Raw genomic sequence first — 12,727 nt, 5'->3', positions numbered from 1 at the left:
CGGGGACGGGCTGCTGCGCGTAGTGGCAGCGGCTTCCGATCCTGAGGGGGCGGAGGCGATCGGATCGCGGGAGGGGGGTCAGGCGCTGATGCCGATGGCGGAGACGTAGGCGTAGGCGGCGTAGTCGGAGTCGAGGTCGGAGATGACGTCGTCCCAGATCTCGTCGATCAGGTGCTGGTTGCGGGTGGCCCAGGCGTCGACGAGGTCGCTCCAGATGTAGCGGACGGTGATGGACCGCTGGCTGATGTTGGGGCGCTGGTATTTGGCTTCGACGTGGCTCTGGTCGACGGGGTAGATCTCCATGCGGCTGCCGCGGCCGTCGTTGTCCAGGTGGCGTGTCAGCCAGCCGGATTTGATCAGGTTCTCGCGGCGGCGGGCCCAGTAGGCGGCGTCGATCCGCTCCCGGCTGGCGGTGGAGGGAGTGGCCTTGCCGCGGGCCCAGGAGCGCAGGGTGCGGGACGTGACTCCCTGATCGGACAGTGCGGAGCGGCCGGCTGGGCTGTCGAGGTAGCGCAGGCGGGCGGCGAGGCCGCGCTTCGAGGTGACAGGCGAGACGATGCCCGAGGCATGGACGACTCGGTTGAGTTCCAGGATCAGGGCCTCGCCGCCCTTCAGTCCACGGGCGTCGGCCTTTTGCCACTCGCCCCAGCGGGACCACAGGTCAGGAGATCCGGTCATCAGCGCTTACCTCCGAGCACGTAAGTCGACTTCTCCTTGACCTCGTTCAGGTCCCGGCCCTCCGGAAACACCGCGCGCCAGTCGCCCACGACGTGGAGTTCGTCCGTACCGGAGATCTCGACGACCTGGAGTCCGGCCTTGCGGGCCTTGTTGGCCTTCATCCAGAGATTGGCGAACGCCTTCGCCCGGATGATGTGCATCCAGTCAGGGCGGCGAATTTCACGGTTCGCACTGGATTCGCCGATGGTTGACACGAATTTAGAGTACATGGCCTTCACATAGGCCACGGTCAATTCGTCGTTCTCTGCGAGAGCGGTCTTCCGCGTTTCCGCCAGGGCGCGGCGCAGCTTCTCCAACAGCGCTTCCGAAGCGCCCGAGACGAGCGAGCGGTGCATCACGGGAGCCTCGGCCAGGCCCTGTCGGGCGCAGTCCAGCAACAGTCGGAGCGTGGACTCGCTCACCCACAACTCGCCCGGCTCCATACGGTTCCCCAGCGGGTTCGGCAGGTCCGCGTGCTCCCACGCGGCCGGGGTGACCAGGTGCACGCCGGCCTTCTTCGGGTCGTGCACACCGCTGGTGTCCTCCCGGAGCTGACCGATCGGCAACCACGCCTTGAGCGCCGACAAATAGGCGGCGTTCATGTCGAGCGCCGTCACCTCGATCCGCTCACCCCGCTTCGCCGCCGCGAGAAGCTCGGCATTGCGCCACTTCGGGCGGCCCTCCCAGATCTCGTCCGCACCCTTCTGCGACTTCTTCCTGAGGATTTCCTGCGTCGGCGGGAATTCGGAATGCTCGTAGCGCCCGCCGACCCTCGAAACCTTCAGCAGAGCCATCACGTCCGGGATCGCGGACTTGATCAGCGCGGCCTGCGCCGCGTCGACGTCACCTGCGTGCTCGTCGAGGACTTCTTGGACCCGTTCGGTGATCTGTTCCACCAGCGTGCCGGAGGCGTATCCGGGGGTGGTGGTCCGGCGGGACGTCGGGGTGGGGGCAGGCGTGGGGGTCGAGGTGGGTGTGGGGGCGGGGGCAGGCGTGGGGGTGGGGGTGTGGAGGGGGGTGGGCTGTGGCGTGCTCGCCGCGGCGATGGCGGCCGCACACTCGGCGGGGTCGAGGTGTTGGGGGTAGCCGTCGACGTCGTCCAAGGCGGGCTGGCCGCAGAGCACACACGGCTGGGGCTGGGGTTGAGGCTCAGGCTCGGGTTGGGGCTGAAGCTGAAGTTCAGGTTGAGGCTCCGGCTCCGGCTCCGGCTCCGGCTCCGGCTCCGGCTCCGGGGCATGCTCCTCCGTCGGCTGGGGCAGTGGGTGGCTGTCCCTCTGCTCGTCGGGAGGATACGGAGCGGCCGGCCTGGGCAGCTGCTCCGCGGGCGCGGAGGGCGACGGCACCGCCGCCGCCATGACCGCCGGTTCGCTGGACGGGCGCAGACTCGGCACCGCCCCGTGGAGAACGCCGACCGCGTGCGTGGGCCCGGCCAGGAGGTCGAGTACCTGTAGGCGGTAGTGGGCGGCGAGCAGGTCGATGTCCTCCAGCGACCAGTGCTGCTGGCCGCGCTGCTTGCGCGACACCTGCGCTTGGGACTGCCCGATCCCTGCGGCAAGGTCCTGCTGCCGCTCCCCCGTCCGCGACATCAGCGCGGACACCGTGAGCCTGAGGAGCTCCTCCGTACCCATCATGATGCAAACCTAGCAAGCCGCATACGGATATCGCATACGGCATGTAGGGATCGCTCGGTGAGTCCCTGGGTGCCTGCCCATCGGGCAGCCGGCGGGCGCGGGGTGGTGAGTAGGGTCGGGGTGCAGCGCCAGGGTTGAGCAGAGGAGAGTGAAAGTGTTCGTCAAGGTGTGCGGGCTCGGGACCACCGACGACATCGACGTGGCGGTCGAGGCGGGCGCGGACGCCGTCGGTCTGGTGATCAGCCGGACCAGCGTGCGCGGGCTCGAACGGGGTCGGGCGGTGCGGCTCGCCGCTCACGTGCCGCTGGCGGTTCTATCCGTTCTCGTGGTCAACGACACGCCTGCCGCCGAGGCGGCCCGTATCGCCGGTGAACTGGGTTTCGGGGCACTTCAGTTGCACGGCGCGGCGTACCGCGAGGAGGACTTCGCCGCAGCGGCCCGGGTCTTTCCGCAGCTGTGGCGGGCCACGTCGCTGAACGACCGGCCCGACACCCGCGTCGGTGCCTACGGCGAGGAAGTCCTCCTCCTCGACTCCCCCGACGCGGGTTCCGGCAAGCCGTGGGACCTGTCACTCCTCGAGACAGGCCGCCCCGAGGGCAAGTGGCTCCTCGCCGGCGGGCTCGCCCCGGAGAACGTCGGCGAGGCCATCGGCCGGGCCCGCCCGTGGGGAGTCGACGTCTCCAGCGGTGTCGAGTCCTCTCGGGGCGTCAAGGACCACCAGCGGATTCGAGCGTTCGTCGCCGCCGCGAAGCAGGCCGCCTCGCTGGAGGCCTGACCCCGGCCAGGGACGGCCGAGCCGCCCCAACGGGCCGGACCGCCCCTGCGTTACCGGCCCACCGGCGGCAGGCACCACGCAGCAGGAGACTGGCCGGCCTCACTGCTCCCGGCGTTTGGCCGGTCCGGGCCATCAGTTCCGTACGTGAGCGGGATCCCGTACGGAAGGGGTGGCACCTGGCTCGTCACTCTTGCCAGGCGACTGGCGCCTCTTGCCCGGTGCCTCGCGGCTCGCACCTCGTGGCTCGTGCCTCCCGGCTCGCGGCGTCCGCGGCGCGCGCCTCGCGGCACGGATCAAGCCGTCCGGACAGGCCAGGGGACGTCGGTTTCCACGGCGGCGGTGTAGTCGATGCCGGGGACGGAGAACCCGTAGAGGCGGCGGACTTCGTCGCTGAACCATTCGAGGTCGGCGAGTTCGGCGATGGTGCCGCTGGTGGAGGTGGACCAGCGTTCGGCGACGGCGTTCTGGACGGTGGGGTCGAGTTCCCACGTGTCGAGACGGACGCGGCCCTCGTCGTCGAGGTCGAGGGGGCGGGCGCCGGTCAGCTGGTCCCACAGCTGTACCAGCTGGCCGATCGGAGCGACCATCGCATCACCGAGGACGCCGCGCAACAGTCCGACGTAGAGGGCGATGCCGGGGATGGCGGTGGACGACTGGGTGACGGCGGCGGCGTTCACCGACGTGACGGCCCGGCCGCCCAGGGTCTTGCCGAGCCGCTCGTCCAGCGTGCGCGCGGTGGCTTCCAGGTGGGACTTCGCGGCGCCGATGGTGCCCTGGCGGTAGATCGCCGCGGTGAGCGGCGAGCCGATGTACGACAGGGCCGCGGTAGTGAAGCCGTCGGCCAGCAGGGAGCGGTCCGCCAGGAAGGTGATCCACCGCTCCCAGTCGGCACCGCCCATCACCGCCACGGTCTGCTCGATGTCGTCGCCCTCGGCCGGCTCGGTGGTGACCTCCTTCACCTCCGGGGCGCCGTCCTGGTCGAAGACGAGCGTCTTGGTGGTGTACGGCGCGCCGACCGGCTTGAGAACCGAGGCGTACACATCACCGGTTTCCGGATCGGTACGGCGCGGTGCGGCCACCGAGTAGATCAGGTAGTCGAGTCGTCCCCCGAACCGCTCGACGAGCAGCTCGGCAACCTCCTCCTTCATCGCGTCGCTGAACGCGTCCCCATTCAGGAAGATCATGTCCCGCCCGTGCTCCTCCGCTAGCCGAGCGGTCGCGGCGGTGCGATACCACCCGGCCGTGCCGGTCCGCCGCGCGGGCGCCTTCTCGAAGCACACGCCGATGCCCCGGATGCCGACACGCGCCAGACCCGCGATCGTCGCCGCCAGGCCGTACCCGGCAGACGACCCGATGACCAGCGCCACGGGCCCCTCCCGGTCGGCCTCACCCGACGCCGGGACGGCCTGCCACATGTCGTCCACCACCTTCCGGCAGCCGCCGGGATGGGAGTCGAGGAACAGGAATCCCCTGCTCTTGGGCTCGATGACGCGTTCGTTCACGGTGAGGTGTCCCCAGTGTTGTCGCAACGGCGAGTGCACGGCGACTGCTCCAGCCACCGCGTCCTGCCAGTCTGCGGTCGTACGGATGAACGTAGTGATCTTGACCGGCACAACGATGCCCTACCGCGCTTGGAGGGTTTCCACTAGGACGTCAACTCATTTGGTCGGTCTGTGCGACGATTCGTCGGCCACTGGGAGGCCATGAGCGGGGGCGAGGGCCGATGGAGTACGTCAGTCTCGATGCGCAGGTCGGCGACCCGTCAGGGGTCTTGGACCCAGCTCGCTACTTGAGCCACCTACCCTCGATCCGACTACGACGACCGGGCGGGTGTCGGCGTCGATGACGACCTGGTGGTGGGTGGAGTACCGATAGCTCTTCGACCGCTCGGCAATGTAGTGGTCACGAGGGGACCACAGAGCCGTCCACGTTGAGCACGGCATCCTTGGCAATCCGCTTGCGGGACTGGAGCGCCACGATCGGCCCGAGGTGGTCGATGATGCGGTCCGCCGCCGACTCCTACACCCCGAGCAGCGGCGCGAGCTGGCGCATAGTCAGGTTCGTACGCCAATGCCTCGTCCAGCCGTGCCCGGTCCTCCAGCGGAAGACTCCTCGGCCTGCCCTTGCGGACCGCGTCCGCAACCGCGCGCTCAGCCCGGAGAACGGAGTTCTCCAGCAGGGCCCGGACTCCGTGATCACACCTTCGCTGCGTGATCATTCCACTGCTTCAGGTTCGCCCTGCTCGAACGCGATGCGGCAGCGTTCCACCCTGGTCGGCGACCTGCTCCATGAACCAGCACATGACCTCGTAGGGGACAACGCGATCGTCAGGGCTGTAGATGCGGACGGTGGGTTGCAGATTCGGGTCCTCGTCTGGGACAAGTGCTACCAAGAAGGCAGCGCCGGGCAAGTGGGTCACCGAGGCGTTGGGGTTCTCGGCCCCCTTGGTCGACGCGGGCACAGCCTCGCTCAGCTCCACGGCCCAGGCATCGTCGGGCAAGGCGTAGTGGAAGAGGACGGCGTAGTGACGGCCTGCGTGTTCTCGCAGCTCCCATGGCATGTCAGCAGGCTGCCACAGCTGCTGTGCTGGAGGCTCGCCGGTATCCCGCTCTCGCATGGGTGCGTCCGGCCAGCGTTTGCGGGACGACCCTCAGGCCGTCGCCTCTGAGTCACGTTCACCGCGGCCGCTTCCGCAGGCCCGATCATGTCCTGCGCTCCGTCTGACCGGCACACCACGCAGCCGTTTGCCTCGGCACATGCTCAAGCAGTGGCGCGGACTGGCCACCCGCCCCGGCGAGACCGCCGCCACCCACCTCATCGGACGCTGACCGGTTTCGGTGACGGCGTCTCGGCGGCGGATGGTGACTGTTTTGTAGAGCATGTCGCTGACGACCCACTCACGTCCTTCGGGCCACTTCGCCTCTTCTTGAGACCGACAGCCTCGACGAATGCGGGATTCCAGGCGCCCTTGCCTGTCATTATGACCTCGTTCGGGGTCTGGCGGTACTCATGAAGCCGGTTGTCAGGTTTCTCTGCGGGCTCGCCCCAGTCGACCGACTTCACTTCGGCCCAGGTGAGCCACGTAGTGCTGTGAAAGCCGTCCTCGCCGTACTACTTGGTCAGCTGCGCGAACCGCGTGGTCACGCCCGCTGAGGCGTCCGCGGGCCAGCCCCGGTTGGCGGCCAGCGGGGAAGTTGAGTAGCTGCGGTTGCTGGGTTGAAGGTGCCGTTGCGGCAGGTTCTACGGTCGCGAGCAGGGCCGGAGACGCCGGCCTGGCGACACGTGTGGGAGTCGTGATGGACTGGCCGATTGAGGAGGTGGCTCGGATGTCGGGGGTTACGGCCCGGACGTCGGGCGGCGCGCCGCTTCGATGAGCCAGGCCGATGCCGACGCGGCGCACCGTGAGCGCACCGCGCAGATGATCCGGCTGGCCGAGTGCATGGCCGCGGGGCTTGCGTCCGACGCCGATCCCGTCCAGGCCGAGATCGACAGCCAGTACCGGACGCTGACCGAAATGTGTGCGGTGTCCGCCGAGGACTATCGGGCTATCGGGCGCGGTGTTGTCGATAACGAGACGTGGCGGAACGCCTACGAGGCCATTGCCCCGGGGCTCGCCGCCTACCAGCGGGACGCCATCGAGGCGTACGTCGCCACCCTGCTCGGATGAGAGGAGGAGCGGCCGCCGTCGCGGGAGGACCGCGAGGGCGGCTGCACCGCATGGTGAAGAATCGCCGGCGCCGCATGTCGCATGTCGCATGTCGCATGTCGGAAGCGGTCGAAATGTAGTGAATAAAGCCATGAGGCCATCCTGTGACCCACGTCACGACTTCGGTTTTCGTCTTTGCGTTATTACCGTGCCTGGCTGAGGCTCTCCCGTGTGCAAGGAACTCCACCAGGCAAGTGAAGGACGGACAGCGTGCAGCGGACCATGGGTTTTGAGCAGCTGACGGATGCGGAGCTGATACGGGGGGCGCAGTATGGCGCTCCTTGGGTGCGTGAGCGCCTCGCGGCCGCGTATCAGCCGCTCGTCCAGGCGCTGGCGGCTCGTGCGCTGGAGGGGAGGGCCGGTGCGGAGGGGGCTGTGCTGGGCGTGGTGCGGGACACGCTGGGGCGCGTGGAGTACGGGTTGGGCAGTGCGGTGTCCGCGGAGGGGCTGCGTCCCTGGATCGTCGCGGTCGCGGTGGAGAGCACGCTCGCTCACGCGGCTTCCGTCCAGGTGTATCCGGGTCTCGCCGCGGTGGCGGGGGGCGGTTTCGCAGAGGCGCTGTGGTGGCTGGACGTCGAGGATGCGCTGATCGCGGCGCTGTCGTCGTTGGAGCAGGAGGGGTGGCTGAGCAGGTTCGAGACGGCTGCGGCGCTGAGCTGGTCCCCGTATGACACCGAGATGCGGATGGAGGCGGTACGCGGGCGCGTGGACGCGGCCCGGTCGGTGACCGCGGCGCTGGTCCGGGAGCCCCGCTGCCCCGTCCTGGCCCGGGAGGCAGCCGCCTGGGACGGGCGGCCGGGTGCGCTCTGGCGCGACCAGCTGGCCAGGCACACCGCGCAGTGCGGTCATTGCGCCACCGGAAGGTTCGCGGGTGCGCCCTCCCGCGGTCCGGCAGCGGGTGTGGCCGCGGTGCCGACCGTTCACGATGCCCTTAATACCCGCAATGCCCCTGATGCCGCTAATACCTTTGATGCCTTTGATGTTGATGTTGATGTCACCGCGGCCTTTGTGCTGCTCCCCCAGGACGGCGATTCCTCCGCTCATGCGGAGCGGGGTGTCGGTGGTGGGGCGGCGGGTGGGCGTGGGACGCGTGCGGCTCGGCGGCGGCGGCGTCAGGCCGACGAACGTACGCGTCGTCGGGCCGCTGTCGCAGCCGGGATCGCCGTCGCCGCAGTGACCGCGGGGGCTTTCTCGCTTCAGTCGGGGAGCGATGGGGAGGACCGGCTTGAGGCGAACCGGGCGGCTGCCCCGGACCTCGCCCTTCCCCTGGCGAACGACCCGGGCACGCTGACCGCCGGGCCGTCCACGACCTCCGCGTCGCCTTCGGCATCCGCGTCGGCATCCGCCACCGCGACCCCGGGCGCCCCCAAGAAGGCCACGCCCAGCAAGAGTGCCCGTTCCACCACCACGCCGGCATCGCGGCGCCCCACGACCCCGGCCGCCACGACGTCCGCGCCGTCGAAGAGTGCCGCGCCGACGGGCGGGACGGACACCGGTACCGGGGGCGGCGGGCGGCAGGACACCGGCCAGGCTACGGCGGCCGATCAGGTGATCGCGCTGGTGAATGCCGAGCGGGCCAAGGCCGGCTGTGGGCCGCTCACTGCCAACGCGACGCTGACGAAGGCGGCCCAGGGGCACTCCGACGACATGGCGGCAAGGGACTTCTTCGACCACACCAACCCTGACGGCAAGGGCCCCGGGGATCGGGTGACAGCCGCGGGCTACCCGTGGTCGACGTACGGCGAGAACATCGCGATGGGGCAGCAGACACCGGAGCAGGTCATGGACGCCTGGATGAACAGCTCGGGCCACCGCGCGAACATCCTCAACTGTGACTTCAAGGAGATCGGCGTAGGGATCCACACCTCGGGCGGTCCTTATTGGACCCAGGTCTTCGGCGCTCGCTGACCTTCGGGTACCTCCTTCCCCGAGCATGCCCGGCGTGCGGTGCGCAACGCACGTCAGGGCGTGTCGCCCGAATGGTGGAAGCGGCACACGATGCCGGGGCCTGGAGTTCGGGGTTCGCCGGGGCGTGGGTCGTACAAGGAGCGTCCGCCGGGCCACTGCCCCAGCTCGGTGGCCAGTGCGGCGCCGTCCTCGACCTCCTCGGGCCGCCAGCCGGTGATGTCGAGGAGCAGGCCGTCCAGGGGCCCGCCTATGAGCACGGCGTAGCTCTGCCCGGGGGTCGGGCCCGGGTCCGGGTCGTCGTGGTCGTGGCCGTACACCCGGCCGCGTAGCAGCTGCTCATCGCCGTTCATTCCTCCAGCTTTCCAGCCGCCACTGACAACGCAGGTCGGGCAGGGCGGCCGAGGTCCCTCCTGAGGCCGGACGGTATGTCCGTCGGTGGTGCCGTTGCCGTTGACTGTGGGGGCCGTGGTGCCGTTGCCGTTGACTGTGGGGGCCATGGTGCCGTTGCCGCTGGCTGTGAAGGCGGTGGTGTGGTTGGCGGTGAGCAGGGTGGTGCCTTGACCGTGAGCGCGGCGACGGCGGCGGGGGCTAGCTGCTGCGTGCACCCGACCCCGCAGGCGGAAAATAGGTCGATCGGCCGCGGCCTGCCGGTCTAAGGTCTGCGGCGTGGCGACGAAACTCAATCAGATCATCGCAGTGGAGAAGGGCGTCAAGTCCCGGGCGCACCAGGACCTGACGGCGGCTCATCACGGCTTGCAGAAGCCCGCGTTGCTTGCCGGCATCTCGCGCACCTACCAGCCGAAGGACGAGGAGGGTGAGCAGCTGCCGCCCGAGTCGACGCTGGTGCAGGTGAAGGCCGAGGACGTACTGCGGGACACCGCAAGGGCGTTGACGCGTCTGTTCGATGTGACGGCCACGAAGGACTGGGCGAACTGTGAGGCGCGCGCGGATGTCGTGGTGGACGGGCGTGTGCTCGTGGGGCAGGTGCCGGTCGCCTATCTGCTGTTCCTGGAGAAGCAGTTGACGGACGTGAGTACGTTCGTCCGGAAGCTTCCGGTGCTGGATGCCGCGGAGTCGTGGACGCAGGACCCGTCGACCGATGCGTGGAAGACGGAGGTCGTGCGCACGGTGCGTACGAAGAAGGTGCCGCGGAACCACGTGAAGGCGGAGGCGACGGACAAGCATCCGGCGCAGGTCGAGGTCTATTACGAGGACGTGCCGGTCGGGTACTGGACGACGGTGAAGTTCTCGGGTGCGCTGCCCGCGCGGCGGGTCAACGAGCTGCTGGCGCGGGTGGAGAAGTTGCAGCAGGCGGTGAAGTTCGCCCGTGAGGAGGCGAACAGTGCCGAGGTCACCGACCAGCGGGTCGGCGACGCCGTCTTCGGCTACCTCTTCGGGTAGCGGGGACACCATGAACTCCCCGGCCACAGAACACGGCCGGGGTGCGCGAGGAGCGCAAAGCTGAAGCTGAGCCTTGTCGTGACATCCGCGGTTCCAGTGGAGGTTCGAGTCCTCCTCCCGGCACTTCGCGCCGGGATGGCCCAACCAGGCAGAGGCAGACCGCGGTCAATCTCAGACTATTGCTCCAGACTCAGCATGCGCCGCTCATCGCCGGATCGACCGGGCCCGGGCCCTGGTGCGTCGAAATGCCAGTTCGAATCTGGTCCGCCGAGCTCGATCGGCGGTGGTCCAATGGCAGGACGCGACGCAATGACGAATGACCCGGGTCCTCAAGTGTGCCGGCGTGTGATGGGGAGCGGCATCGACAGGGTCCGGGGGCAGGCTACGCCCTCGGACCCGCTCCTTTTTCCGCGTGGGGCGGCTTGCGTCAGCTCGGTTGTGCGGTGGGCATGACGGTGAGCTGCTGGATGTTCACGCGGGGCGGGAGGCTCGCGGTGAAGCCGACGGTGTGGGCGATGTCGGCGGGGGTGAGCCACTCCATGGACTCCTTGGAGCTCTCCAACCACGCGAGGGCGCCTTCGTCGGTGACGTGGCTCTGGAGCTCGGTGGTGACGATGCCCGGTTCGATCGCGGAGACGCGGACGTTCTTGGTGCCCAGTTCCGCGCGCAGGTGGCGGGAGAGGTGGGTGACGTACGCCTTGGTCGCGGAGTAGACGGCGAAGTTCGGGAAGATGTTCTGGGCCGCGATCGACGACGTGTTGATGAGGTCCGCGACGCCTCGCTCGCCGGCCGCCTTGACCAGCTGCGGGGTGAAGGCGCCGATGGCGTTCATCAGACCGGTGATGTTGAGGTCGATCTGGTGCTGCCACTGGTCGGCGGCCAGCTCTTCGACGGGGGCCGGCAGCATGACGCCCGCGTTGTTGAACAGGAGGTCGGCACCGCCGAATTCGACCGCGACCCGGTCCGCCGCCCCGCGCACGGCCGTCGTGTCCGTCACGTCGACCGCGAGGGCCAGGGCTTCCCCACCGTTCTTCTCGATCCTGGCGACGAGCTCGTGAAGGCGGTCCGCGCGCCGGGCCAGGACGACGACCCTGGCGCCCAGGTCGGCGAGGTGTTCGGCCGTGGCTTCGCCGATGCCGCTGGAGGCACCGGTGACGACCGCGACGCGGCCGGCGAGGGGGTGGGAGGACGTGTACGTGGTCATGATGACGCCTTTCGAGGTGCGTAAGTGAACAGTGGATGACTGGGTACGAGGGGGGCGGCGCCGTGCGGTTTCCCTCGGCGCCTTCTCAAGAACACCACCCGCGGATGCCGCGTGGAGCGCCGTAGAGGGCCCTGACCAGGCCGGTACTGCCGAGGCTGGTACCGGCAGTACCACCCGCGCCGCCGTCTCGGCCGCAGTCGCCCGGCACACTGGGGGCATGGATGATCGTGGTCGCGAGCTAGCCGATTTCCTGCGTACCCGCCGTGCCCGGGTGACACCCGGGCAGGCGGGGCTGCCCGATGACGGGCGGGTGCGCCGTGTGCCCGGGCTGCGCCGTGACGAGGTCGCCCGGCTGGCCGGGGTCAGTACCGAGTACTACACCCGCCTCGAACAGGGCCGGGCGCAGAACCCCTCCCCCGAGGTCGTCCAAGCCCTCGCCGACACGCTGCGCCTCGACCCCTCCGAGCGTGAGCACCTGACCGACCTGTTCGCCCGGCCCGCGCCGGGCCGCCGGGCTCCGGCAGGGCCTCAGCGGGTGAGGCCTGGGCTGCACTTGATGCTGCAGACGCTCGACCACGTACCCGCGTTCGTCATCGGTCGGCGCACCGACGTGCTGGCATCCAACCGACTGGCCCGAGCGGTCCTCACCGACTTCGACGCACTGCCCGCTCCGCGCCGCAACCTGGCCCTGTACTACCTCCTTGCCCCCGAGGCACGCGAGCGCGTGGGCGACTGGGAGCGGATCGCCGCCGAGACGGTCGCGATCCTGCGCCTGGAGGCCGGCCGCAACACGAACGACCGCAGACTGGCCGATCTCGTCGGCGAACTCACCCTCAAGTCACCGGAGTTCTCCGGCTGGTGGAACGACCACCGGGTGCTGCGCCGCACCCACGGTGCGAAGCACTACCGCCACCCGCTCGTCGGCGACCTGCACTTCTCCTACGAATCCTTCCAGGTGCCCGGCGACTCCGACCAGACCCTTTGCGTCTACGGCGTCGAGCCGGGTTCCGACACCGCTCAGGCCCTGCGTCTGCTCAGCAGTTGGGATGCACCCGAGCCTGCGGCACGGACGTCACCCTCGACGCCGACGCCGACGCCGACGCCGACGCCGACGCCAACGTCGGAACCGGGAGCGTAGGCACACTCCCGTGGGGAGTTCTTCCGTGGTGGTCAGCCGAGCTGGTGGGCGAGCTCGCTGATGTTGCCCTCGGGGCCGCGGAGGTAGGCGAGCCGATAGACGTCCTTGCACTTCGGTGTCCCTGTGCGTGTGCGCGGGCGCTTCGGGTTACGCCGGGCGCGTCCCGTGTTACGCCGGGCGCGCCCTTCGAGGGGTGATGAGCGCTGTGCGCTCGCTGAATCAAGTGAATATGACAGGTGGTGTGTTG

General features: G+C 69.3%; 10 protein-coding genes and 3 pseudogenes. 6 read left to right on the top strand and 7 right to left on the bottom strand.

Going from position 1 to position 12,727, the window contains the following annotated elements; genetic code table 11:
- Positions 1-78 precede the first annotated feature (78 nt).
- Positions 79-678: a hypothetical protein gene (locus MRBLMG1_RS21180; RefSeq protein WP_367825661.1), complete on the bottom strand. Its 600-nt coding sequence runs from the start codon at positions 676-678 to the stop codon at positions 79-81.
- Positions 678-2,348 carry an acyltransferase gene (locus MRBLMG1_RS21175; protein ID WP_367825660.1) on the bottom strand — a complete coding sequence of 557 codons (1,671 nt, stop codon included), beginning with the start codon at positions 2,346-2,348 and terminating at the stop codon, positions 678-680. The genes MRBLMG1_RS21180 and MRBLMG1_RS21175 overlap by 1 nt, the downstream gene beginning before the upstream one ends.
- 154 nt (positions 2,349-2,502) lie before the next feature.
- Between MRBLMG1_RS21175 and MRBLMG1_RS21170 the strand changes: the two genes are divergently transcribed.
- Positions 2,503-3,123 carry a phosphoribosylanthranilate isomerase gene (locus tag MRBLMG1_RS21170; RefSeq protein ID WP_367825659.1) on the top strand — a complete coding sequence of 207 codons (621 nt, stop codon included), beginning with the start codon at positions 2,503-2,505 and terminating at the stop codon, positions 3,121-3,123.
- Between the two features lie 293 nt (positions 3,124-3,416).
- Here the strand turns inward: MRBLMG1_RS21170 and fabV are convergent, their stop codons facing one another.
- The 3 genes and pseudogenes from fabV to MRBLMG1_RS21155 form a co-directional block, all read right to left on the bottom strand.
- A complete protein-coding gene (fabV, locus tag MRBLMG1_RS21165) occupies positions 3,417-4,625 on the bottom strand; it encodes an enoyl-[acyl-carrier-protein] reductase FabV (RefSeq protein WP_367825658.1) in 1,209 nt (402 codons plus the stop codon).
- A 279-nt stretch (positions 4,626-4,904) separates the two neighbouring features.
- Positions 4,905-5,322 (bottom strand): annotated as a pseudogene (locus tag MRBLMG1_RS21160) (helix-turn-helix domain-containing protein); the annotation flags it as partial.
- Between the two features lie 28 nt (positions 5,323-5,350).
- Complete coding sequence (locus tag MRBLMG1_RS21155) at positions 5,351-5,683, bottom strand: hypothetical protein (RefSeq protein ID WP_367825657.1); 333 nt, start codon at positions 5,681-5,683, stop codon at positions 5,351-5,353.
- A gap of 789 nt (positions 5,684-6,472) precedes the next feature.
- Between MRBLMG1_RS21155 and MRBLMG1_RS21150 the strand changes: the two are divergent.
- A pseudogene (locus MRBLMG1_RS21150) lies at positions 6,473-6,790 on the top strand (TipAS antibiotic-recognition domain-containing protein); the annotation flags it as partial.
- A gap of 249 nt (positions 6,791-7,039) precedes the next feature.
- Positions 7,040-8,737 (top strand): CAP domain-containing protein, encoded by a 1,698-nt coding sequence (locus MRBLMG1_RS21145; protein WP_367825656.1) that lies wholly within the window; start codon positions 7,040-7,042, stop codon positions 8,735-8,737.
- A gap of 53 nt (positions 8,738-8,790) precedes the next feature.
- Here the strand turns inward: MRBLMG1_RS21145 and MRBLMG1_RS21140 are convergent, their stop codons facing one another.
- A complete protein-coding gene (locus tag MRBLMG1_RS21140; RefSeq protein ID WP_367825655.1) occupies positions 8,791-9,087 on the bottom strand; it encodes a hypothetical protein in 297 nt (98 codons plus the stop codon).
- 316 nt (positions 9,088-9,403) lie between these two features.
- Between MRBLMG1_RS21140 and MRBLMG1_RS21135 the strand changes: the two genes are divergently transcribed.
- Positions 9,404-10,138, top strand: a complete 735-nt coding sequence (locus MRBLMG1_RS21135; protein ID WP_367825654.1) for a hypothetical protein — start codon at positions 9,404-9,406, stop codon at positions 10,136-10,138.
- A 35-nt stretch (positions 10,139-10,173) separates the two neighbouring features.
- Positions 10,174-10,261: pseudogene (locus MRBLMG1_RS21130) on the top strand.
- A 304-nt stretch (positions 10,262-10,565) separates the two neighbouring features.
- Here MRBLMG1_RS21130 and MRBLMG1_RS21125 read toward each other — a convergent pair.
- A complete protein-coding gene (locus MRBLMG1_RS21125) occupies positions 10,566-11,342 on the bottom strand; it encodes an SDR family oxidoreductase (RefSeq protein ID WP_367825653.1) in 777 nt (258 codons plus the stop codon).
- Positions 11,343-11,559: 217 nt separating this feature from the next.
- Between MRBLMG1_RS21125 and MRBLMG1_RS21120 the strand changes: the two genes are divergently transcribed.
- On the top strand, positions 11,560-12,480 hold the full coding sequence (locus tag MRBLMG1_RS21120; RefSeq protein WP_367825652.1) for a helix-turn-helix transcriptional regulator: 921 nt from the start codon (positions 11,560-11,562) through the stop codon (positions 12,478-12,480).
- Positions 12,481-12,727 lie beyond the last annotated feature (247 nt).

This window comes from Streptomyces sp. LMG1-1-1.1, from assembly GCF_040815545.1.
Lineage (GTDB): Bacteria > Actinomycetota > Actinomycetes > Streptomycetales > Streptomycetaceae > Streptomyces.
The sequence above is the reverse complement of the archived record's forward strand: the minus strand, read 5'-3'. Positions and strand labels throughout refer to the sequence as shown.